This window comes from Desulfopila inferna, assembly GCF_016919005.1.
Lineage (GTDB): Bacteria > Desulfobacterota > Desulfobulbia > Desulfobulbales > Desulfocapsaceae > Desulfopila_A > Desulfopila_A inferna.
In genome coordinates this window covers 170,402-193,797 of record NZ_JAFFQE010000004.1, presented here as the reverse complement: position 1 = coordinate 193,797, position 23,396 = coordinate 170,402, and the positions used below count along the sequence as shown (strand labels likewise).

23 protein-coding genes and 1 riboswitch are annotated in these 23,396 nt (G+C 49.5%); of the genes, 14 read left to right on the top strand and 9 right to left on the bottom strand.

Annotated elements, in window-relative coordinates:
• Positions 1–283: 283 nt before the first annotated feature.
• Complete coding sequence (locus JWG88_RS11825) at positions 284–2,290, top strand: methyl-accepting chemotaxis protein (RefSeq protein WP_205233978.1); 2,007 nt, start codon at positions 284–286, stop codon at positions 2,288–2,290.
• Between the two features lie 163 nt (positions 2,291–2,453).
• Here the strand turns inward: JWG88_RS11825 and JWG88_RS11820 are convergent, their stop codons facing one another.
• Entirely contained in the window at positions 2,454–2,639 is a 186-nt protein-coding gene (locus JWG88_RS11820; protein ID WP_205233977.1) for a hypothetical protein, read from the bottom strand.
• 91 nt (positions 2,640–2,730) lie between these two features.
• Positions 2,731–3,048 (bottom strand): BON domain-containing protein, encoded by a 318-nt coding sequence (locus JWG88_RS11815; protein ID WP_205233976.1) that lies wholly within the window; start codon positions 3,046–3,048, stop codon positions 2,731–2,733.
• A 543-nt stretch (positions 3,049–3,591) separates the two neighbouring features.
• Positions 3,592–3,679, top strand: a riboswitch (cyclic di-GMP riboswitch).
• 273 nt (positions 3,680–3,952) lie between these two features.
• Between JWG88_RS11815 and JWG88_RS11810 the strand changes: the two genes are divergently transcribed.
• The 4 genes from JWG88_RS11810 to JWG88_RS11795 all read left to right on the top strand — a co-directional run bounded on the left by JWG88_RS11810 (position 3,953) and on the right by JWG88_RS11795 (position 7,681).
• Positions 3,953–4,774, top strand: coding sequence for a hypothetical protein (locus tag JWG88_RS11810; RefSeq protein WP_205233974.1), 822 nt, complete (start codon positions 3,953–3,955; stop codon positions 4,772–4,774).
• A gap of 286 nt (positions 4,775–5,060) precedes the next feature.
• Positions 5,061–5,648, top strand: coding sequence for a PRC-barrel domain-containing protein (locus tag JWG88_RS11805; RefSeq protein ID WP_205233973.1), 588 nt, complete (start codon positions 5,061–5,063; stop codon positions 5,646–5,648).
• Between the two features lie 485 nt (positions 5,649–6,133).
• Positions 6,134–6,769 (top strand): PRC-barrel domain-containing protein, encoded by a 636-nt coding sequence (locus tag JWG88_RS11800; RefSeq protein WP_205233971.1) that lies wholly within the window; start codon positions 6,134–6,136, stop codon positions 6,767–6,769.
• Between the two features lie 339 nt (positions 6,770–7,108).
• Positions 7,109–7,681, top strand: coding sequence for a PRC-barrel domain-containing protein (locus JWG88_RS11795; protein ID WP_205233970.1), 573 nt, complete (start codon positions 7,109–7,111; stop codon positions 7,679–7,681).
• A 190-nt stretch (positions 7,682–7,871) separates the two neighbouring features.
• Here the strand turns inward: JWG88_RS11795 and JWG88_RS11790 are convergent, their stop codons facing one another.
• The 5 genes from JWG88_RS11790 to JWG88_RS11770 all read right to left on the bottom strand — a co-directional run bounded on the left by JWG88_RS11790 (position 7,872) and on the right by JWG88_RS11770 (position 10,033).
• Positions 7,872–8,321 carry a hemerythrin domain-containing protein gene (locus JWG88_RS11790; RefSeq protein ID WP_205233969.1) on the bottom strand — a complete coding sequence of 150 codons (450 nt, stop codon included), beginning with the start codon at positions 8,319–8,321 and terminating at the stop codon, positions 7,872–7,874.
• A 306-nt stretch (positions 8,322–8,627) separates the two neighbouring features.
• Positions 8,628–8,795, bottom strand: a complete 168-nt coding sequence (locus tag JWG88_RS11785) for a DUF1328 domain-containing protein (protein ID WP_205233968.1) — start codon at positions 8,793–8,795, stop codon at positions 8,628–8,630.
• Positions 8,796–8,812: 17 nt separating this feature from the next.
• A complete protein-coding gene (locus tag JWG88_RS11780) occupies positions 8,813–9,172 on the bottom strand; it encodes a hypothetical protein (protein ID WP_205233967.1) in 360 nt (119 codons plus the stop codon).
• 79 nt (positions 9,173–9,251) lie between these two features.
• Positions 9,252–9,626, bottom strand: a complete 375-nt coding sequence (locus JWG88_RS11775; protein ID WP_205233965.1) for a hypothetical protein — start codon at positions 9,624–9,626, stop codon at positions 9,252–9,254.
• A gap of 53 nt (positions 9,627–9,679) precedes the next feature.
• Positions 9,680–10,033, bottom strand: coding sequence for a YtxH domain-containing protein (locus JWG88_RS11770; protein ID WP_205233964.1), 354 nt, complete (start codon positions 10,031–10,033; stop codon positions 9,680–9,682).
• 646 nt (positions 10,034–10,679) lie between these two features.
• Between JWG88_RS11770 and JWG88_RS11765 the strand changes: the two genes are divergently transcribed.
• The 5 genes from JWG88_RS11765 to ychF all read left to right on the top strand — a co-directional run bounded on the left by JWG88_RS11765 (position 10,680) and on the right by ychF (position 14,984).
• Positions 10,680–12,053 carry an MBL fold metallo-hydrolase gene (locus tag JWG88_RS11765; RefSeq protein ID WP_240194414.1) on the top strand — a complete coding sequence of 458 codons (1,374 nt, stop codon included), beginning with the start codon at positions 10,680–10,682 and terminating at the stop codon, positions 12,051–12,053.
• 7 nt (positions 12,054–12,060) lie between these two features.
• Positions 12,061–12,597, top strand: coding sequence for a YeeE/YedE thiosulfate transporter family protein (locus JWG88_RS11760; RefSeq protein WP_205233962.1), 537 nt, complete (start codon positions 12,061–12,063; stop codon positions 12,595–12,597).
• A gap of 9 nt (positions 12,598–12,606) precedes the next feature.
• Positions 12,607–13,167, top strand: a complete 561-nt coding sequence (locus tag JWG88_RS11755; RefSeq protein ID WP_205233961.1) for a YeeE/YedE thiosulfate transporter family protein — start codon at positions 12,607–12,609, stop codon at positions 13,165–13,167.
• A gap of 171 nt (positions 13,168–13,338) precedes the next feature.
• Positions 13,339–13,530, top strand: a complete 192-nt coding sequence (locus JWG88_RS11750) for a hypothetical protein (protein ID WP_205233960.1) — start codon at positions 13,339–13,341, stop codon at positions 13,528–13,530.
• Between the two features lie 383 nt (positions 13,531–13,913).
• A complete protein-coding gene (gene ychF / locus JWG88_RS11745) occupies positions 13,914–14,984 on the top strand; it encodes a redox-regulated ATPase YchF (protein WP_205233959.1) in 1,071 nt (356 codons plus the stop codon).
• On the opposite strand, the gene JWG88_RS11740 is transcribed toward ychF, so the two are convergent.
• The gene (locus JWG88_RS11740) at positions 14,974–16,113 is read right to left on the bottom strand and encodes a glycosyltransferase family 4 protein (protein ID WP_205233957.1); all 1,140 of its coding nucleotides are present in this window, start codon (positions 16,111–16,113) and stop codon (positions 14,974–14,976) included. The two genes, ychF and JWG88_RS11740, sit on opposite strands and share 11 nt — an antisense overlap.
• Before the next feature lie 145 nt (positions 16,114–16,258).
• Between JWG88_RS11740 and JWG88_RS11735 the strand changes: the two genes are divergently transcribed.
• Positions 16,259–17,446, top strand: coding sequence for a hypothetical protein (locus JWG88_RS11735; protein WP_205233956.1), 1,188 nt, complete (start codon positions 16,259–16,261; stop codon positions 17,444–17,446).
• A gap of 184 nt (positions 17,447–17,630) precedes the next feature.
• Here JWG88_RS11735 and JWG88_RS11730 read toward each other — a convergent pair whose 3' ends face one another.
• A complete protein-coding gene (locus JWG88_RS11730) occupies positions 17,631–19,517 on the bottom strand; it encodes a transketolase C-terminal domain-containing protein (protein ID WP_205233954.1) in 1,887 nt (628 codons plus the stop codon).
• 284 nt (positions 19,518–19,801) lie between these two features.
• Here JWG88_RS11730 and JWG88_RS11725 point away from each other — a divergent pair, with 284 nt between their 5' ends.
• The 3 genes from JWG88_RS11725 to aroA are packed head-to-tail and all read left to right on the top strand — an operon-like array spanning position 19,802 to position 23,280.
• On the top strand, positions 19,802–20,224 hold the full coding sequence (locus JWG88_RS11725) for a 4Fe-4S binding protein (protein ID WP_205234219.1): 423 nt from the start codon (positions 19,802–19,804) through the stop codon (positions 20,222–20,224).
• Positions 20,221–21,975: an aldehyde ferredoxin oxidoreductase N-terminal domain-containing protein gene (locus JWG88_RS11720; protein ID WP_205233953.1), complete on the top strand. Its 1,755-nt coding sequence runs from the start codon at positions 20,221–20,223 to the stop codon at positions 21,973–21,975. The genes JWG88_RS11725 and JWG88_RS11720 overlap by 4 nt, the downstream gene beginning before the upstream one ends.
• Before the next feature lie 24 nt (positions 21,976–21,999).
• Positions 22,000–23,280: a 3-phosphoshikimate 1-carboxyvinyltransferase gene (gene aroA, locus JWG88_RS11715; RefSeq protein ID WP_205233951.1), complete on the top strand. Its 1,281-nt coding sequence runs from the start codon at positions 22,000–22,002 to the stop codon at positions 23,278–23,280.
• Positions 23,281–23,396: the final 116 nt, after the last annotated feature.

The following is a 23,396-nucleotide window of genomic DNA, read 5'->3' as shown; positions in this document are numbered from 1 at the left end:
CAGGAAAGGATATTCAATTCCTGCCCGTCCTTTCTCACTTAACCGTCAAAATGGATTCAAGCAGTCACAACTATCGTTTTCAGTAATAATTCTCACAAGCATCTGTTTCCGCTGGTTAATTCTCTTCCCCAACCTATAATTCCCAGACCTATGTCCTCAAGAAAAGGTGTTTTCAATCAAAAAATTCATTAAAGAAAAGGCTTAAATCCGTCGATAAAATAATATGTTTGTTAGTTATCTAACTATCTCGGTTAATTAAATTATTGTGGTGAGGATTAGAAGTATGAGAAAAATCGATGTTCATTCAATTTCATTTAAACTGGTTGCCGGTGGTTGTCTGGCGGTCTTCATTCCACTGCTGATCGTAGCGGTTATCTCCATCCCCAAAATCACCGGTGTTCTGCTTGATACCGGTAAGGCCAGTGCCCTCAGCAAGGCTAATGAACTTGCCTCCATTGTACAGAGGACTATCGAGCTTCAGGCTAAAACCGCTGCCGCTTTTGCAACCGGTTACAAGGTCCGGGAAGTGGGTGAAAAAGTGAAACAGCTCGGTGTGGAAGGGGCAACAGAGGACATTGCCGTGCTGCGCAGCGAGATGAAGAAGAAGTATAAAGCACTTGATGATACATATCTGGGGATTTTTGTCACAGACGAGAATGGGCTGCTCTACACCGGAGAACTTGCAAACGGTGACGAGTACAAAGGATCGAATGTGGCAAGCCGGGAATATTTCCAGGAAGCCAAAAGCACTGGAAAAGCAGTTGTCGGTGAGATTGTCCGCTCGAAATCCACGGGCAAACTGATCTATGTGGTCAGCGCTCCGATTCTTTCCGATTCAGGTCAGTTCCTGGGGATCTTCGGAATGTCGGTGAAGGCAAGCGCTCTGGTTGCCCTGATCTCCTCCACAACAGTCGGTGAATCAGGTTACGCCTATATGGTTGATAAAAAAGGAATTATAAACGCACATCCCAATGACGATTTCATTCTTAGCCTGGATCTGAAAACATTGGCGGGTATGGAAGAAATAACCAGGGGAATGCTTGCCGGAAATCAGGGAGTGAATGAATATTTCTTTAAGGGAGTCGATAAAATTGCCGGCTATGCGCCTGTTCCATTAAAAGACTGGAGCATTGCCTTAACCCAGAATAAAGCGGAATTCCTCAAAGAACCGCATGCCTTTCGCAACAGCATCGCTTTCACGACCCTGGCCGCTCTGCTGATTGTCGGCATATTAGTCTTCATCTTCTCGAAAAAGATCACCAGACCTTTAGACGACGCCGTTGCCGGACTGCAGGATATTGCCGAAGGAGAAGGCGATCTGACCATGCGCCTGAAGGTCTCCTCCAAAGACGAAATCGGAGATATGGCAAAATGGTTCAATGTCTTTATCGAAAAACTGCAAGGCATCGTCAAGCAGATTGCCGAAAGTTCAGAAGGCGTAGCCGTCAGCTCGACCAGTCTTTCACAAATTTCGCAGGACCTGCTGGCCAACTCTGAAAACACTTCTCAACGAGCCACCAATGTCGCCACCGCCTCAGAGGAGATGAGCGCCAATCTGAATAACGTGGCTGCGGCAATGGAGCAATCTTCGACAAATGCCAATATGGTAGCCACCGCTGCCGAGGAGATGAGCGCCACCATAAATGAAATTGCCGAAAATGCGGAAAAGGCGAGAAATGTATCCGCCGACGCCGTGCAACAGGCCCAGAGCGCTTCAGGCAAGATGACCGAACTGGGACAGGCCGCGGATAAAATAGGCAAAGTAACGGAAACTATTACTGAAATATCGGAGCAGACCAATCTCCTGGCCCTCAATGCAACCATTGAAGCAGCCAGGGCCGGTGAAGCCGGCAAGGGCTTTGCCGTTGTCGCCAATGAAATCAAGGAATTGGCAAAGCAGACGGCTGCAGCCACACTCGATATTAAGACATTGATTGAAAACGTTCAGAATACCAGCAGAATGACAGGAGATGAGATCGGCCAGATTTCCTCGGTGATCAGCGGCGTAAATGATATTGTCTCAACAATAGCAACCGCCGTGGAGGAGCAGACCGCGGCTACCCGGGAAATTGCCGACAATATCTCCCAGGCAAGCCAGGGGATCGAGGAAGTAAATGAAAATGTCAATCAGAGCTCCACTGTCGCCGCCGATATTACCCGGGACATTACAGAGGTTTCGGCTTCGGCTCATAGTATCTCGAACAGCAGCAATGATGTCAAGGAGAGTGCCGATGACCTGCTAAGTCGCGCCTCTGAGCTGAAAACAATAGTGGGAAGCTTTAAGGTGTAAAGCTTGGGTGCCTCCATTACCGTAGTAATGGATTTTTGATCATAATTCTCTTTCAGGTAAGAGTGCGGCAGCTTCCGTTGCCGCACTCTTCCGATCGTCTTCATTTGCAATCCAACCCGAAACTGACAGTGATACTTCCCAGCTTTCTACTACATACCCCTCATCATTCATCTAAATCCAGATAACCCTTCAGTTTTTCTATCAGGGTATCGGGAAGAGGTTCCTTATGGAGAAATGCCCTTGCTTCCTCTCCCGTTATCTGTTGCTTTATTTCTATCGGCAGCCCCCGAAGGACCTCCATCCGTTCCGGATCAACCTTTTCTTTATCTATTGATGCTTTTCTATCCATTTTCCCCCCGGGGAGTGCTGATGAGTACCTTACTCCTGAGGCTGCAGTTCATCCATAAACCTGCCAGACTCGTGAAATGTCGGGGCCAGGATTACTTAAGGCCAAGGAGATTATTTACACTCTGTACTCCTTTCACCGATTCGGCAATCTCCGTAGCCAATTCCCTTTGTTGTTCAGTTTCAACGGCACCTGTCAGGGTTACCACCTGCTCGAAGGTATCGACATTGATGGCAAACCCACTCAGCTCACTGGAATCAAAGAGCTTCGCTTTGACTTTTGTCGCAATTGTGGAGTCATCGATAACCTCTCCGGCGCTGCGCCCTGCAGGAGTATAACACCCCGACATCATAGGAATAAAGAAGACAAGCAGTATAAGCGTAAGAATAATCGGACTTTTTTTCACCAACATAGTTTTTCTCCTATTTTTTCAACAATTTGATTTTTTCATCTTCTTGAATAGACCACTCTATTCAACTGATAAAGTCAGTTATACAATAAATGTGCCACAAAGACAAATCACTGCAGCTTCCATTTTTCGGTACATAGCGTGAATCATTCTGGATTCAGGTATTTTTACCTGTCCAACCCGACAGTACCAATCCTACGGGACTGGATTTCTCACCGCCTAATCGGACTCGCCTTTTTATTGGTTTGTGAAAAAATATAATAATTCCAAAAAAAACTCATATGCTGCTGAATTTACGATCGTATCTGTAGCTTCTAAAGTTTTTTTTTCGGACACATTTTCTTTTCTCTATTACACCATCACGATTTGCTCCACTCGTATTGCATCAGGAATACTCATTTTATTTCCCAAAACACCTTCTGATACCCTTTGTACAACTGGGTTTGCACAGTTTTCAGGAATCATTCATCCGTTGACAGGTATTAGGGGGTATGGTAATTTATCGCGAAATGTGAGTGATAGTCAAAGTCACTTACCCAAGAAACTATCTGATAAAGGCAAATTCATCGAAAGGTGAATGCGCAAAGTCACCGGTCTAAAAGGGCGTGTAACCCTAGACAGCGGGATTGCCAGATACGGATTAGAGCGAATTTTTCTGTATATCTTCCCGCCCGCACGAACCATATAGCCGGAACAGGGAAAATAACAGGAAATGCAGCTATTTACATATCATACATTTCGCAACGTCCACCAATGTGCGGCATCTGCATGCAGCACATTGATCGCCGCCGCCCAAAAGCCTCTCCCGGGTATTTTTCTGATCATATGTACACTATTGGTCCTGTCCGCCTCGGGGAGCGTATTAGCCTCACCTGAGCGCACACAAGATTCATCCGGTTATTTAGATATGCCAGCCGAATATGGTGACGCTATCTTCCGTATAAATCCGCATAGCCCCAAACAGCTTTATATCATCGGGATCAGCCATCGGGACCCGAACAGCGGTGCCAATAACAGTACCACTGTCCGAACTCAAATGGAGATATTCCGCATAGGAGAATGGCTGAAGGAAAACAGACGCCTGGATTTGTTGCTTCCGGAAGGATATTTCGCCGCTGGAAAAACCATATCGGCACCCTCAACTGTTCATGCTTCTAATCAGTTGCGTCCCGAACTGGACAATGCTTTTCTCCTGGAGAGCCTGGCTGCCGACTCACCAGGTGTAAACGCCGAAAAACTGCTCATGCAGCACTATAACCTGCAAGCCTGTCAGGTAGAAGACAGGAGAATCTATAATGCAGTGCGCAGCAGTCTCGGCAAACTGAAAAATGCCGGCAGCGGAACAGATGAAATTGCCGGCAACATAGATGAACTGATATACCTTCAAGAAGTCAGGACCGCTCAACTTCTGCAGAACATACCCGGTGTAATTGAATATGAATTCCTCCGGGGAGCAGTCGGCAACCGCTCCGCTCTCTTTACCATCGGCCTGAACCATATAAAAGATATTTTCCGCTATATCGAAAACGAGCAAATCTATATTGAGCCCCCGAGTGGTGTCCAATCCGATAGCCTTACCTCCAACCTTAACCTTCTGCAGACAGGGTATGGTATCACTATCATTATTCCCCGTACTCTGGCCGATGACCATAAACTCCTGGAGATGACCGATATTGATCGCATTGTTCTGGCCGACGCCAAACATTCAAGACGGACTCGGCAGAACTAGCAACACCCAACCAACTGATATAACCATGTAAAATCCTATCCTGCCAGGCAGGATAGGATTCCTGCAAAGATGGACTTGAATCCATCTCCTCTTCTCCACCCGGATATTTTTCTTGGAGTTTCATCGCGTTTACTCCTTTCCGTTTTCTTTGTTCCTGGCATGTTAATTGCTCCATAAGGAGCAATCTTAAGAAAACGGTACCTGTGCCGAATTCTTAAGCAGCGTTCAGGAATAAAGGCAGAATGAATGATACGCGACATCCCTACTCATTCCAAGGAGGAACAACATGAAGAAATTATCCACAATTCTTATCGCACTTGTAGCGACGCTGGCATTAGCCAGCCCTCTCTACGCAGCAGGGGACAAGAGTGACAAAGATCCGGCGCAGGCAGGAGCGATGGAAGGTAAGTCTGCCAAGGATCTGGAAGGCATGAAGGTAGTCTCTCAGGATGGAGAAGAAATCGGTGAAATTCAGAGCGTCACCGAAGACGAGCAGACCGGTGAAATCCAGTTTGTCACCCTTTCCAGAGGTGGAGTGCTGGGTATGGGCGGCGAAGAGACTCCTGTACCGTATGAAGCTTTGCAGATCGACCAGGAGCAGGCTACACTGACCGTTGACCAGAGCAAGCTGGACAATGCTCCGCAGCAGGCCAACATGTCTGATCAGGAATTCCGCAGCGAGCTGGAAAGCCATTATGGTATTTCCCCGGCATGGGAGCAAGATACCCAAATGGACCAGCCACAAACAACTGATCCGACTATGCAGCCCGAGACTGAATCCCCGGGTATGGAGGATCCGGCTACTTCCCCGGACATGCAGTCCACCCCGGGTACCTCTACGGATATGCAGGAATCTCCCGATACTCAGCAGTAACATGCATGTTGAACGGGCGATTGAGCCATATCTCATATTATCATCAACGGCGGCCTGATCATGTAGTGGCCGCCGGTTTTCATTCATTCCTGCCGTAAAGGGTGCCGTAGTGGCACCCTTTTTTTTGCGCAAATTTGGTCATACAGGCGTTTTACTCCCCCTCTTCTTCTCCTATTGTAGCCCTGAAATGAATTTGTCGCTCTCTGAGTTCATTTTTTTAAACTTCCAGTCCGCCAATCCGAACATTGTGTCAGGAACTTACCAATTTCCGAGCAAGTCACTCTAATTCCCTAATAATTATCCATTCCGGCCCATGAGCCGGACATCTTTTAAGTCCTGGCATGGTAATTGCTTCATACAGAACAACTGCTGAAAAGAAACAGCAGTCACGGTCTGATCAAACAGACCGCTTTTGGGATAAAGGAAGACTGGATGCAAGGTGCATTCACCGAAACATCTCGATTCATCTATCAAGGAGGAACAAAATGAAGAAAGCAACAATCACTTTTATCACATCCGCAGCATTGGCCTTCGCTATTCCACTCTATGCCGCTGACGAGCCTGGTATGAAATCCGACTCTCAACAGCCGGCGGGTGCAACTCAGCAGCAGTCCGATAAAATGCATTCCGATCAAATGCAGACCGGTCAAATGCAGACCGATAAAATGCAGGCCGGTCAATTGATAACAGCAGAGGAGCTTCAAGGAATGGCAGTAGTTTCTCAGGAGGGAGAAGAGATTGGTGAAATCAAAAACGTCAAGATAGACGAGCAGTCCGGTGAAGTACAATTCGTCACTATCTCCAAGGGCGGTATTCTCGGCATGGGCGGCGAGGAAGTTGCAGCTCCGCTGGGCGCCTTCGAATTTGGCGATGAACAGGCTACATTGACCGTTGACCAATCCAAGCTCGAAAATGTCCCGGAGCAGACAGCAGAGGCTAACGACAGAGATTACCAGCGCGACTTAGAGACTCACTATGGTGTGGCTCCGGCATGGGAGAAGGAAGATCTAGGCGACACCACCCAGGGTCCGCAGATGCAAGAGTCTGGTGAACCGGCTCCCCAGACGAACATAGATTCTCAGGAGTTTACAGATCCACAGAAAATAGATACCCAGAACTAAGAGATCCGTCTTTATCTGCAACCGGTGACACCGCATAAGCGGCGTTGCCGCAGCCATTCATTATTGTAATCAAAAAGGGGTGCCTTCGCGGCACCCCTTTTTTGCTTGCTGGAGGCCGTTGAGGAAGCTTATTGTCACCCTCCGCTTTCTCTTTTCCGCTGGCATAATAATTGCTCCACTAAAGTATACGCTAGCAACCAGCCTGATAACCGGCTTTCTGCTAAATTGGATAGCACAGAGACGCTTAATATACAGCGTCTGCAGCTCAGCTGGTTGGAAAACAGGACAGAATGGATGCACCTAACCACTCAATAAGATAGTTACCAAGAGGAACTAATCATGAATAAATTAGCTACAAAGTTGATCACAGCTGCAGCGACACTGGCCTTTACAGTTCCGCTTTACGCAGCGGATGAGTACACGAAATCATCAGCAGAACAACAGCTGGAATCAGCCAAAATCAAATCTGCTGAGGAATTAAAGGGAATGCAGGTCGTCTCGCAGACAGGTGATGAAATCGGTGAAATCAAAGAGGTAAGGATCGATACGGAAACGGGCGAGGTACAGTTCGTCACCATTTCCAGGGAAGGGGCGCTTGAGACTGGTGAGGAAATAGTAGCCGCACCGCTGGGAGCATTCGAGTTTGACGGTGAGCAGGCCAAACTTACTATTGATGAAAACAGACTTGAAAACGTCCCGGCACAGGCCGAATTGTCTGATCGTGATTATCGGCGTGACCTGGAAACTCACTACGGTGTAGCGCCGGCGTGGGAAAAAGAAGACCCAGGGGATACCACGATGACCGACCAGATGGATCCAGATCCTATGGAACCGGCTCCTCAGACGAACATAGATACCCAGGATTTCACAGATCCTCAGAAGATCGACACCCAGAGTCCCAGTAGTAACTAAATAAGCCCAGGTCATTAAAAACAAAAGCCGTCAGCATGGCTCCTAACGTGCTGACGGCACCATCATTCCTGCCGCAAAAAGAGAAGGATGCCCGATGTATTCTTCTCTTGCCTCTTTACTATATAAACAACTCTCCTCCTATCAGAAATCTGATCTCTGCATCATGCGCGGAGAAGTGAGGCGAAACAGCTTATGACTCAACCTCGTCTTCAGCCTTTTCATATTTCTCGAACAGCTCGTCCATCTGGTCTTCACTGCACATCTTCTTGAGGTGGCCGAAAACATCTTCTTCCTCCTCTTCAATGTGGTGCCGATTGATTTCATCCAGGACCTTGGCCTTTGCCTTGAAAATAGCACTCTGCGTATCTATTTCCATGATTTCCCGGAGAATGATTTTTGCCACATGATGCTCCTGCAGTCCCTCGAGCGCATCATCTTTGACCTCTTCGTCGTCAGCTTCACTGAGCAGCTTGAACATTGAGGCCTCCTCACCTACCATATGCGGGTAGAGAGCGCTGTAAAACTGCTGCCGTAATTTTTGGCGGTCTTCAGAAGATTTTGCCTCCACAAGTTTTCTACCCAGTTCTTTCTGTTCCTGGTGATCTTCTCGCAGATGGAGAAGGAATTTATGTTCGCTCATTTTTCCTCCATATTTGTTAGTCTCATTTTGGTGTTCTTCTATATATAGGCCGCCACGCAGACGGCAACCTCATCCTTAATTCCTGTAGAAACTCCAGGCTCAGGCCAGAAAACAGCGCAACAGGTCAGTGCCATGCACACTCAATCGGTTGACGGATGAATTCCTCACTGAACCATCTGTTTTCGAAATTTGGGCAACAGAAATTATCCTCTGATTCAGGAAGATTACGTGAATGTACCTGAATCTAAAACAGGATTCCCTTAACCTGCCAAAGCAGGTTAAGGGAAACGGATTCGGCTGCCTCCGTTATCTGGCGGAAGATCCTCTGCCAAAGATCAGGAAAACGACAAACAGGATCAATCCAATCACAAATAGGATCCAGGCAATATTTGTAGCTGCACCGGCTATTCCTGTTAATCCAAACACTCCGGCAACTAAGCCGATAATCAAAAAAACAACAGCCCAGTAAAACATAGCATTACCTCCGAATTCTAAAATTTAAAAAATCTTTTCTTCTTTTTCAGCATGCCCCCATGTCTCAAAATCGTCAGGGCCTCCTTGAAATCAGCTATGCTTTCTGAAATACCGATTGCACAGCGATCATTCTTTTTCCGGCAGGATGCTCTTTTCCCGGTAAATTCTTCGCTTATGCACTGGAAATCAGCAGCTGACTGCTGCATCTTCTCAGCTGCCCGAGAGATGCGCTCCTGAAATCTGGTAATCCTGGCTGTTATGGCCGATAATTCTTCATTGATATTCTTGTAGATTTGCAGAGCATATACGATGATTATCACCAGAATTCCGCAGAAAAACATTATTATGAAATGATTCAGCGTTAGGGTTACCTGCATGATTTTTTCTCTCTCCCCAACGGTTTGTCCCGGTATTGAATCCAATGCTGGTTTTGTCACCTCAACCAAACCGTCATAATCATTTTTTTAAGAACCGACTCAGAACCTTGATGATTTCATTGACGTTCCCAACAAGGGTCCTGATCCGGCTGGTAGCATCATTGACCAGGAGTAATGAATCGGCTCCCGTCTGGAAGATTGAACTGACCACAAGCTCGTTTTTCTCGAACTGCCTTTTCAGCTGCCCGCTGAAAAGAGCGGTATTGCCGCTTATCTCTTCCAGATGAGCAAGAAGCTGGTCAATCTTCTCCTGGTTTTCCGCCAATGTTTTATTTACATTGAGGATGAGATTATTAGCGTTCTTCAGAACCACCAGCAGGTAGATGCCAACGGCAAGCCCTATTATTCCCAGCAGCAACAGCATAATTCCTTCAACGGTCACGGTAAGAGTCATTTTTATCCCTGCTCCTTTTTTATGAGATCAAATCTCCTGCAGAACAGGCATCATTATCCTGCAGCTTTCTCTATTGCTTCTTCGGCTTCGGAGCAAAGTTTCTCCTTTTTTTTATGTATGATGTCGACCACCTGATCCTTACCTTCCATAATCCCGGACTGCAGGCGTTCAAGCTGGCTACAGGCGGATTCGGAAATCATCTCCCGGGTTTCTTTACCGGGTCGTGGGGCAAAAAGCAGTCCGATTCCAACTCCCACCGCCATGCCAATCAACGAACCCGAAACCGAACAGGCTGCCTGTTTTCTGTACTGCTCTCTTTCCCGGTGTTGCTGTGAGCTGATGACAAAATCAGCCGCTTCCCTGGCCAGCAATACATACCCACCAAGCTTTAGAATGTTTCCAATCATATCAGATCTCCTTAAGCAGCATAAATGAAGTGTTGTTCATGAGGATTCCGATGATCTCATAAAAGGTCATGAAATTGCCGAGATAGTTTCTGCGATAAACGCAGACTTCGAGAAAGTTCGATCTTTATGTACGTAGATCCGACTTTTTACGAATCAAGCATTCCTCAAGGTATATGATTCCACTTAGCTTGTTGCGAAATACATGCCAGCAACAGCAATTCTCCAGCTTTTCCGGACTGGAGCCGATTTGCCACTGCCAAGATAATATTCCGATGATTCTTCGAACCTTATCCTGTCCTGCCCTGCAGGAAAATTTCCAGTTGGATCGGACGAAAGCAGGCGTCCATGGCAAAGGGGAGTCTTCCTGACTGAAATTATGGTGACATTCGGTGTTTCCGGTACGAGGCAAATTTTACCGGCACAGGTTGCTCCAGTTGAACAAAGCCCATTTCAACCCCCGCCTTCCCCCCCTTCGGTTTTATGCTGAATCATCATACAATCCAATTGATGCTCCGGTACCACTGAAAGCTGATGTAAGGCCTCTGTCCTCCGGGCACTCTTTGAAGCAGCTTCTTTTGGTATATTTATTGCTTCGGTATTTTTGAAGAGTTGCTGACCATGCATCATCCTATAAAAAAGGAGATCAATGATGTTTCTGGAAAAAATTAAATCTGAAGGTATAGCCCATCTATCATACATACTCGGTGACGGCCGTGATGCGGTTGTTATCGACCCCCGACGCGATTGTGAAATATATGCGCAAATAGCCGCGCAGCAAGGCACTCGAATAACCAGGATATTTGAAACCCACCGCAATGAAGATTACGTCATCGGTTCCGAGGATCTTGCCAGGCGCACGGGAGCAACTATTCATCACGGCAAAGCGCTCGATTTTTCTTACGGCGAAGGCGTTTCCGAGGGCGATACTTTTGAAGTTGGTGATTTAGTTCTGAGAATTCTCGAAACTCCCGGACATACCTTTGAATCCATTTCCATTGTCATTACCGATAAAAACTACGGTGATGATGCAGTGGGGGTGTTCACCGGCGATGCTTTGTTTATAGGAGATGTCGGTCGAACAGATTTCTACCCTGATCGGGCACGTGAGGTGGCTGGCGCGCTGTATGATTCCATCTTCGAAAAACTTCTGCCATTGGGAGACCAGACCATCCTCTATCCGGCCCACGGCGCCGGATCGGTTTGTGGTGACAGCATGGCTTCCCGCGAATTCTCGACTATTGGACATGAACGGCTGCACAACCCGGTGCTCAAGAAGACAGACAGGGAGTCCTTTATCGATTTCAAGGTCAATGAACATCACTATCAGCCACCCTATTTCCGAAAAATGGAAGAATATAACCAGTACGGTTCGCCGCCCCTGCACACGCTGCCGCAACCGATACCGTTGAGTGCCGGAGATGTGGAGAAGGCACAGAAGGACGGGGCCGTACTTCTTGATCTACGCAGCCCAGAGGCGTATGCCGGTGCTTTCATACCGGGCAGCCTCGCCATGCCGCTGGAAATGATACCGGCATATGCCGGATATCTGCTGGATTACGATACCGACATTATCCTGATACCTGAGACGCCGGAGCAGATTTCTGAAGCGGTGGAGCATTTTATCCGCATCGGATATGAACGCCTGTCAGGATATCTTAAAAACGGCATGCACAGCTGGGAAGTCAGTGGTCTCAAGTATGATCGTATCGGAGCCGTCCATGCCGCAGCCCTTGAGCAACGCCTGAAAAACAAGGAAGACTTCACCCTGCTCGACGTCCGCCAGATCAGCGAATATAAACAGGGCCGACTGGCGGGTGCTACCCACATTTTTCTTGGGGAACTTCGGAATCGAATCGATGAACTCGATCCGGACAAACCCACGGTAACTTTCTGCGGCAGCGGTAAAAGGGCAATAATAGCGGCTTCGATTTTGAAACGCCATGGCTTCGACAAGGTGGAAGACAGCCTCGGATCGATGCAGGCCTGTAAAAATGTGGGCTGCGAACTGCAGCAGGGATGATCGGCAAATGGAAATAGTTCAAACAATCGCCAATTATCTCTTCGCTTCCGCATGGTCGCCATATCTCGTCGGAGTGGGAATTGGAATTCTCTCCTGGCTGGCCTTTTTGCTCTCCAATCACCCCATAGGAGTTTCCACTGCGTTTGCCAAAAGCGCAGGCATGATAGAAGTAGCTCTGCGCGGGCCAAAAGTTCGTAAGAAGCTCTATTATCAGGAAAAGACTCCCAGGATAGACTGGGAATGGATGCTGGTCCTTGGACTGTTCCTGGGGGCGTATACGGCCGCGTGGCTTTCCGGAGACATCAACTGGAAATGGGTGCCGGGAATGTGGGAAGAAACCTTCGGCTCAAACATTCTGCTGCGTCTGAGCGTCGCCCTGTTCGGCGGCATCTGTGTTGGTTTTGGGGCACGCTGGGGATCCGGCTGCACCAGCGGCCATGGTATCAGCGGCACCATGCAGCTTGTGCTGAGCAGCTGGATAGCGGTCTTCTGTTTCTTTTTCGGGGGGGTCGCCGTTGCGTTTCTCCTCTACCGGATCATCTAGGAAGGCGATATGCTGAAAAAACTCCACAGCCGTACCCGGGTGCAATACTTTTTCGGACTGATCATCGGGTTTCTTTTCGGCTTTCTCCTGCAGAAGGGGGGGGTCTGCTACTATGAAGTCATCATGCAGCAACTGCTGCTCCAGGATTTTACCGTCGTAAAAATTATTCTGACCGCGATCGTAACGGGAATGCTGGGGGTATATGCCATGCATAGCGCCGGCTGGGTGAGCCTTCACAAGAAAGCAGGTTCAATCGGAGCAACCATTCCGGGACCGTTGCTCTTTGGTATCGGCTTCGCCCTTCTTGGATATTGTCCGGGAACATCGGTGGGTGCCGTCGGACATGGAGCGCTGGATGCCCTGATTGGAGGGGGCATCGGCATTATGGTCGGCGCCGGTCTCTATGCCGCCGTCTATCCTCGTCTAAAGGAAAAAGTCCTGCCCATCGGAAGTTTTGGTGACAAGACTCTGATTGACCTTGTTCAGGCCGGCAACCCCTGGTTGGTGATTATTCCGGTGGCAGCACTTATTGTCGGCTTTTTGGTGTTACTGGAAATTGCGGGGCTATGATTAAGATGGTCCGGGCCAATGCTATGTCCTGCGCAGCTGAGCCTGCTATCCAAGGGTTCGGTCCGCTCCGGTTCTATGCAGATGTTCTATATGATAACGATGTACAGCAACTCAGGCAGGAATGAAACCATATAATGTTGGAGGGAAAAGCTTCCAACAAAGGAGGAAAACATGAAAACTATATTAAATATCATGCGCTTATGTATAATTGCAATGCTCGCTTTTGGGGTATACGGCTGTGACACCTCCGAAGAACCCATGGAGGAAACCGGTGAAGCAATTGAAGATTTAGGTGAAGCGGTGGAGGATTCAGCTGAAGAAACAGGCGAGGCGGTGGAGGATTCAGTCGATAGAGCGGATTGATCGCGTTGTTCTCCGGGTTTTAAAATCCGCAGAAGGCCAAGACCTGAACTCTGCACAATTACCTGAAATTCATCTTTAAATATCATTGCCGTCATTCAGGGCCAACCGGAATGACGGCTGAAGGCCGTCTTGGAGAGATCCGCCCTCCAGTCTTGGAAAATATACCATTGATAATGGGTTCCTCTTGATTTTTCTTCGAAGAGGAAATATAAACCGTTGCAGTCATCGTGATATGATCCCAGATCCTGTTTGGCGTGACGTAACGAAATTTCCTTTTGTCTTGCAGCAGCAAAGCTAGCTGTTCGACGTGATCGGAGATTGAGCAGAGAAGCGTCCTATTTTGCCAAACTGCAGCATCTCTCTTTAATATTCCAGGTAATCCCATGAAAATCGGCATAATCGGCCTTCCCCAGACAGGTAAAAAAACTCTCTTCCAAACCTTAACCGGTAATATACTTCGCGAACAATCGGGTCCGCCCAAACCTCTGCCCGGCAGCGCCGAAATTATTGACAGCAGATTTGACGCACTGGTGCGGCTCTACTCCCCCAAAAGTGAGGTTCGGGCGAAAATTGAACTGATGCTGCTGCCTAAACTTGAACAGGAGAACATTGCCAAAGGCGATATATTCAAGGACATCGCCGATGTCGATGCCATTTGTCATGTGATCCGGGCATTTGAGGACGAATCGGTCTATCACGCCCAGGGCTCTGTCGATCCAATCCGGGATATGGAAATGGTCTGTTCGGAACTGCTGATGCATGATCAGATTTTCGTGGAAAAGCGAATTGAACGGATCGAGACCGCAATTAAAAAGAAGAAGGACGAAAATCAGGAAAAAGAGCTCATCCTGCTCAATAAAATGCTCGACCACCTCGAACATGAAAAGCCTTTACGTCTGCTGGAGATTTCCCCGGACGAGGATTTCCTTCTTAAAAGCTACCCCTTGATCACTCGTAAAGAGATGATTCTTGCCTTTAATGTCTCCGAAGAGGACCTCAATAACAGCGACATTCTCAAAGAAGCCGAAGAAAAATGCAGCGCCGAAAAGATGGAGGCCATGGTGGTCTCGGCTCAGGTAGAATCGGAAATCGCCCTGCTCGACTCCGAGGAAGAGAAGCAGGACTTTCTTGAAGATCTGCAGATCGAGGAGGCGGCGCTGGGTACCCTCACCAGGCTGTGCCTCAGGGCTCTGGGTCTGATTTCCTTTTTCACGGTTGGAGAGGATGAAGTCAGGCAGTGGCTGGTAAGAAGCAATTCTCCGGCGCCTGTAGCTGCCGGGGTTATCCATTCCGATCTTCAACGCGGCTTTATCAGGGCCGAGGTCATGAAGTATGATGAGCTTATGGAATACGGCAGCGAAGCTGAACTGAAAAAAGTCGGAAAAATGAAGGTTGAGGGCAAAGAATACATCGTCAGGGACGGCGATATATTAAATATCAGGTTTAAGGTCTGATTGACACTTCCGCATCTTTGTCCATGACGATCTCATGCAGCTTCCGGTATACCAGGGTATAGTTGCTGTCGATATCATGGAATTTTCCGATATGTTCGGCGGCTGCCCTTCCCATGCTGCGCCGCAGGTCTGCATTATCTGCTAATTTATGCAGATTTTCGGTGAATTTTTCCTCTTCGGCTGCCGGAGAAAGTAATCCCGTTTCTAGATCGACGACGGCTTCGCTTGCTCCCCAGTCGCTGTATGCCACCACCGGAAGTCCGCAGGCCTGGGCCTCAAGGAAAACCATGCCCAGGGACTCTTCTATTCCCGGAAAGGCAAAAATATCGGCGGCGCTGTAATACTTTCTCATCATCTTTCTCGGCAACTTCCCTAAAAAGACGGCTGCGTCACCCAGTTCCAACGCTGCCTTTTTCTCAAGCATTTTCCTTTCGTTGCCGTCACCGGCTATCAGAAGCAGGGTATCGCAGCCGTTTGCAATAAGTGCACTACAGCTGTGTATTACCTTGCAGATTCCCCGGGCCTTGACACCCGGTCGAAACATCGCCGCGGTTATGACCACGACCCGATCCTCAACCTGCAGTTGATGGCGAATCTCACTCCGGGCATCATCGTCAAATCGAAATCCCTGCGGATGCAGGCCCGGCGCAATATAAAGGAGACGAACAGGAGGAAGCAGCCGTGCCAGATTAGCGTGATCGGTCTTCTTGTTGGTCATGACACAAGCAGCCTGCAACAGCGCCCGACGATTGAGATGGAATCCCATCCAGGTTTTCATGGACCTGCGCCTCTTGGTTGAATAGACTCCCTGGAAGATGACATAGGGAATCTTCAGCAAACGGCAACACAGAGGGCCGATGATATCAGGCGCTTTGTAGTAGGAATGGTATGTCAGCCAGATATCAGGTTTTTCCCTGTTGCAACGCCTGATAATCCGGAGCAGTTCGAACAGCAGATATGGCCAAAGATAGGGCTTGAGATAGATCCAGCGGCAGCGAAACCTGGAGATCGTGCTGATTTCGGCACCACCGGCTTCAAGAAAGTGAAAAAGCTCAGTTCCGATAATGAGATCACCAGAGGGATTCTTATGCCCTAGAGGCTTGAACGGCATATAATAGGCTATTTTCATCTGCCTTCTTTTATCTGCACATCTGTGATGTCAAAGTCGTGATTGCATTCCCTGCCGGAAACTTCTATGCTGGAAGCATTAGCACTAGCTTTAACAGCTTTAACACTTTTAACTAATTTTTCGCTGTTTTTATAAACGATTACCAATGGACGCCGTTCCCAGACTGGATGTACTGCTATATGCTCATGATGGCCGGGGGCTCGGCCATGCCAGCCGTACTATTGCCATAGGCATGGCCCTGCGGCGGCTTGCTCCTGATCTCCGGGTGCTTTTCCTCTCCGGCTGCAATCTTTCCCAGGAGCTGATCGGCGAGGCTCCCCTGGACTGGCTGAAGCTTCCCTCCTATGAAACCGTGGTTGAAAGTGGACGATCCCGGGGAGTCAAAGGCAAAAGCAATTTTGCCGACAATGAGCTCGGCAGGCTGCGGAGTAAGCAGATCTTAAACATTGTCAAAACCTACCGCCCACGCCTCATTCTCGCCGATCATTCCCCTCAGGGCAAGCACAAAGAACTTCTCCCTGCACTTCAAGCAGATGCCGCGGAAATTCAGTGGGTTCTTGGTCTGCGCGGAATAGTGGGACAGGTCAGCCAGGTGAGCTCCCAGTTGGCTACCTCTCTGTTCATCAAGCACTATACCTCCCTGCTCTGGTATGGCGATTCCACAATTTTAGGCACTGCACAGCTTACCGAAATCAGAAAAAATTTTAATACTGTTCCGGTTGAATGCGGTTATGTCTCCGGCATCAGAGAGCGCAGCGAGGATTTCAGTTTCTGCGGAGAAAAGTTAGCCGGCACGGTTTCAGTACCATGGATCGGCGAAAAAACTCCGACTTTTCTGAGGCATCTCCATGCTGTTTTAGCAGAAATGGGCGATACCGCAGGGCGCTGGATTCTTTACCTTGATGCTTCGCATCCACGATCTGCTGAATTCTACACCCTCTTTCAACGGCTTCCCTGGTGCGACGTCGAAGAACCGAGCCGGCGCTATATAACATCCCTGCGTCATTCACGATGCGCCCTGATCTATGGAGGGTACAACAGTCTGGTCGATGTTCTCAGTCTGTCGTTGCCGGCCCTGGTCATTCTTCGTGATATGTTGGACAGTGAACAGCAGCAGCATCTTGACATACTCAAACATACACCGGGAATATCTCTCACCACCCTGCCGGAAGATACCGGGGAAGACCGGCTTGCCGAGATTCTGCACAATTTACCACACCACCAGAGTTCATCCCGGAATTTAGTGAACCTTGATGGTGCCGTCAATGCAGCAAAGCACCTCCTCGCACTGCTGGGCCAGGTGCCTGTGAACAGCTCTCCTGCAAAAACCTGAACAGAGCGCGTTTATCAACGAAATGGTGTCTGTAACTACAGACTCATGTACTGCAGGGGGGAGAGCTACAATCCCATCTCCTGAATGAGAAGAGCAGCACAAACAGGATTAAATCGAACAGGATAAAAAAAGGCAGCCTGGTGGTGGATCAGGCTGCCTTTTTTTACTCTACTGCTCTAGCTATTTACAGCAGGGTACGAACTTTGGCCAGAATATCCTCTATTGCCAGTCCCTGGTAGGGTATCTGTTCGGTGAGACCGCCCTGTCCCTCCCTGTGAGTTCCCAGATACCCATAATTGGTGGTGAAGCCGTTTTCAAGGAGCCAGGTCCCGTAACGGATTCCCAGGCCGGTTTTGACGTTCTGGGTCTCGACCACCAGCGCCATTTTGGTGTTGCCCACTCTGGCCAACATTTCCCGGTCGATTACATTCAGGGTCGGCTTGTTGATCAGGCCGATGTCTATGCCCTCGCCGGCCAACAGTTCGACCACGTGAAGGCATCTGTAGAGCATCTCTCCATAGGAGACGATATACCCGGCGGTACCCTCCCTGATAATTTCATCCTTACCGGGGATGAAGCTGTAGCCCTGTTCAAAAAATCTCCCGCCTGTCTTCTTTTCGATAAACGGGGTGGCCGACCTGGTGGTATAAATAAAGCGTAGCCCCTCATCGTTGAATGTTGTTTCCAACATGGCCTTAAGCTGCAGCGCATCGGCGGGGAAATAGAGCCTGGTGGTATCATCTGCACCGAGGCCATGATCGGCAAAAAAGTTATTGATGCCGAAATGACTGGTATTGTCAGCCATATCATCGACACCGGCATGGGAAAAATGGGCTATTACATTGGCCCTGTTCAGCCTGGCCATGGTGATTTCGGAGATTACCATCTCCTGAAAGGCGGAGAATGTACCGTAAATTCCCTGTTTTCCGGAGACCGAGCCGAAACCGGCCGCCACTGAAAAATTGTTCCTCTCCATAATGCCGCCGGATACATAGACCTGGGGGTAGTTTTTACGGATATGGTGAAGGCCGCAGGAACCCTCGAGATCCGAATCGACCACAATCACGGAATCTTCCGGTTTATCCATTTGGCCGAGGATCTCACAGATAATCTTGCCGAAATCGTCGCGGCATTTCGCCGTTTCTTTGGTGCTGCCTAAATATTCATCACCATTATTCGGCTTATCCATATCCTGCAAAATAAGGACCGCTTCCGGATATCCCTTGGATTCGAGATAAGCAATGGCCATGTCTACGGGAATGACGTCATGTCCCTTGGGGAGTCCTTCGATACCCGGAACACCGATTGCCATTTTGCGCTTGTTCACCAGCGCCACCGGTCCATCATGGAGCAGACTTTCCCTGATGCGGGCAAAGAGATCGTCGACATCCTCGCCATCCCCTGCATTGGCGGCCATGCCCTGACCTGCGAGGGTCTTGGCAATATCGAAGCCCTGCATATAGGTGCTGGGGTTGCCTGCTATGGTGACATCATTATCGTCGATGATCAATTTTATGTTCAGGTTGCGGGCGACGGCATACCTGGCCGCCTCGGCATCATTGCCTTCCTGTTGTGAGCCGTCGCTGCCCAGCAGAAACAGGACCTTGTCGGTAAGTGCCTCGGCAACGCCGTTCACATAGCTCCATAGATGGCCGAGCCTTCCGGAACTGAAAAACACTCCGCGCTGATCATCTCTTTCAGGATGTCCGTACAACCCTTTTTCGAATTCCCGATAATGCAGCAAAGAGGAGACATCGGCATAGCCGTTGAGTACCGCCATGATATACTGCAGGGCGACTCTGTGTCCCGCCTCATCGAAAAAGACAGGATGAAAACGGTCATCGCCCTTCATGAAGCCGTCCATGATGAGAACTTCCGGGACAATATCGTAGGCACCGCCGGTATGACCTCCCAGTCCCTTGCAATTTGCCAGCGCGGTGAAGAAAATGATACTGTCTCTCACCACTTCTATGTTCTTCTTCAGCTGCTCTCGCTGCGCAACCCCCAGTTCCTTTTGATCCGTAGTAAAAACCAGCTGTTTATAGACGCTCAAGTCTATTGGGAATTTCATGAAAACCTCCGGACGTTTCATATCCTGTGTATATTAACGGTAACTTGATCGGGCAGGCCCTATCGCAACTCCAATTGGTTACCTCTATTTATCCGCTTTTCTCCGGAGTGGCAACAGCCAATATTAAATTTCCGGCAGGATATGAATCACAACCCGGGAATCGTTCTCTTCTTAAATAAACCCTTAGGAACTTGATGGTTGCTATAATGAAAACGCTGACATAATATAACGAAAGTATAAAAAAACCTAGTATGCAACTTACAAAGGATTATTGCCAATACACCATGAAACAACTTACCACACCCCGCATGGATCAATGCACCGGCTGCCACTCCTGTTCCCTGGCCTGTGCCAGACTGGTTTACAAGAGGCTTTCCTGGAACTGCGCCGGAATCCGCATCGAGTCTTCAGGAGGACTTTCAACCGGTTTCAGAACCACCCGCTGCCTCTCCTGCGACCCGGCGCCCTGTGCCGAAGCCTGCCCGACAAAGGCCTACAGCCAGAGAAAAGGCGGCGGAGTCGTCTTCTCCAAAAAACTGTGTATCCGTTGTGGTTCCTGTGTTCCGGCCTGCCCTGTAGACGCTATTTATCAAAATGGTGAAGGGAACGTTTTCGTCTGCATTCATTGCGGAAGGTGCGTTGATTTTTGTCCCCAGGGATGCCTCGACTTCCAAAAAATAGACGATATTGAGGAGGTTCTGTTATGATCCGTGAGCAATTCAAGATCCTCCTCTATGACCTCTCCGAAAAAAGAGGTAAAATTGTCTATCATGACGGACGCAACCGGTTTGCCGGTGGCAGTGGACTCGCAGCTCTGCTCTTTATCGCCTATGGGCGTATGGACAGAGACTGGAATGCCGAAGAGCAACCCCTCATTTTGACCATCGGCCCCTTAACCGGCCTCTTTCCCCTGATGAGCAAGATGGTCTGCGCCTTCAAATCCCCCTATCATAACCAGTACACCGAAAGCCACGGCGGCGGCAGAGCGGCGTTCGCCCTGCGGTTTGCCGATCTCGATGCAATCGTAATTACCGGCAAAGCCAAAACTCTCTGCTGTCTCAGTATCGGCTCGAATCATATCGAATGCAGGGACGTCGGCTTTATGCGAGGCATGAACGCGCTGTCCAGCGGCAGGCTGATGCGCAAAATGTTCAGCAGAAACAGCGGCCACCGCTCCATCCTGCGCATCGGCCAGTCCGGCGAATCAGGCTCGGCCATGGCCTGCATCAATATCGATACCTACAGGCATTTCGGCAGACTCGGCGGCGGCGCGGTGATGGGGGATAAGAACCTCAAGGGAATTATCATTCATGGCGACAGCGATTTCAACCAACCGGAGGACAGCAGGTATGCCAAGTTATATCAGGAGCTCTACGACCGCCTGACCGCAACCGATATGATGCATAAATACTTCGACCTCGGTACACCCGCCAATCTTGAACCGCTCAACGAACTGCAGTCGCTACCCTGGAAAAATTTACAGAAAACCTCCGACCCCGCTATCTCCAAAATAAGCGGAGAATCTTTTGCCGATGATGCACTGCTGCGCAATGGTGCCTGTTCAGGCTGCCCGGTAGGCTGCATCCATATCGGCTATTTTCGCGAAAAAAGCCTGCAGGCCAACAGATACCATTTTCACCAGGTGGCCTATGATTATGAACCCATTTTCGCGGCAGGCTCAATGCTGGGGGTTACCGAGAGCTTTGATATCCTGCGCATTCTCGACACCCTGGAGAAGGTCAGCCTGGATGCCATGTCCGGCGGTGTCGCCCTGGCCTGGGCAACTGAGGCAAGCGAGCGCGGTTTGATCTCCGAGAATGAAACCCTTGTTCCCCTGCGCTTCGGTGGCACTGAAAACTATATCAAGGCGGCCGCTTTCCTCGGCAAGGGCATCAATGATTTCTACAGAACTCTGGGCCAGGGGACACTTAAGGCTGCGCAACACTACGGCGGCACGGAGTTTGCCTGTGTCCTCGGTCAGGAAATGGCGGGTTACGCCACGGGAGAACTCTTTTTTGCCTCCCAGGCTCTGGGCTTCAGGCATTCCCACCTCGACACCGGCGCCTACTCCTGGGACCAGAAGCACACTGAAAAAGATGTTGATAAAGCCGTCTCTTTTCTGCTGGACGACGAGCCCGGCCGCGTCCTCCTCACCTCCATGGTGGCCTGTCTTTTCGCCCGTTCGGTGTACACCGGTGAAATTCTTGCCGATTGTCTTACGACTGCAGGGTACGGGGATCTGGCCTCCTCCCTGGAGCAAACTGCGGAAAATATCCGCAAACTCCGCTGGCAGGTCCGTTTCGCCACCGGTTTTCAGCCAGAGGAGATCACCATTCCTAAACGTTTCTATTCGGTAACCACCTGGAAAGGCAAGATTGACCGGGAATTTCTCGATGAGCTTAAAAGCGAATATGGCCGACGACTTCTGGAATTCGCCGAGCCTCTGAAAATTGATTAATCCCCCAACATCAAGGAAAAAAACATGAAGTCGCTGACACTTCAGCCCATCTCCCGAATAGAGGGGGTAATCGATCTTCCCGGCTCGAAATCCGTTTCCAACCGGGCTCTGCTGCTGGCCGCACTGGCCGAAGGAACAACCACCCTCACCAATCTTCTCGATGCCGATGATATTCGCCATATGCTGAACAGTCTCCGCGCCCTGGGGGTGGACTTCAGGCTGCAGGACAACGGCACCACCTGCATCGTCAGCGGTGAGGGGAAGCCATTTGCCCCTCAGAATCTGGAACTTTTTTTAGGCAATGCCGGTACAGCCATGCGGCCTTTGTGCGCCGCCCTCTGCCTGGGCCGGGGTACCTATACACTCCGCGGCGAACCGCGCATGGAAGAGCGTCCGATCGGCGATCTGGTCGATGCTTTGCGACAGGCCGGTGCGGATATCACTTATCTGCACAATGACGGTTACCCTCCACTGCGTATACAAGGTTCGGGACTACAGGGCGGCAACATATCGATCGACGGTTCCGTCTCCAGCCAGTTTCTCACAGCTTTTCTCATGGCCGCGCCTATGGCTCTGCACGATTCAGTCGTTAGTATAGCCGGAGAGCTGGTTTCCAAACCGTATATAGATATTACCCTGCTAATGATGCGGCGCTTCGGGATCGATGTGGAAAACCATGATTACCATAAATTCGTCATCGGCGGCGGTCGCAGATATCATAGTCCCGGAACCTTCCTTGTAGAAGGCGATGCCTCATCGGCTTCCTATTTTCTTGCCGCTGCGGCTGTGAAAGGAGGAAAAGTAAGAGTGAACGGAGTAGGTCGGGCCTCGATGCAGGGGGATATTCTCTTTGCCGAAGTGCTGGAAAAAATGGGAGCCGCCATTACCTGGGGCGATGATTTTATCGAGGCGGAAAAGGGCAGGCTCAGAGGTGTCGATCTTGACATGAACCATATTCCCGATGCTGCCATGACCATTGCTGTCACCGCCCTCTTTGCCGTAGGGCCGACAGTCATCCGTAATGTTTATAACTGGCGGGTCAAGGAAACGGACAGACTGGCCGCTATGGCCTGCGAGTTGAGAAAGGTGGGCGCGGAAGTGGAAGAGGGAGAGGATTTTATCCGGATTACGCCACCACGGAAGCTTCATCATGCGGCAATAGACACCTACAACGATCATCGCATGGCCATGTGTTTCTCTCTGGTCGCTCTGGGCGACACTCCGGTCACCATCAACGATCCGGGCTGTACCTCAAAGACATTTCCGGATTATTTTGAGCAGCTCGAAAAACTTGCTCAAAGATGAATATTGGAGATACCACATATTATTTTTATATACGATCAAGCACCACTTAAAAAAAAGGCATCGTGCCAACTTCGCATATCAAGCCCTGAGTGACGACGGAGGGAAATCAGCCGTTT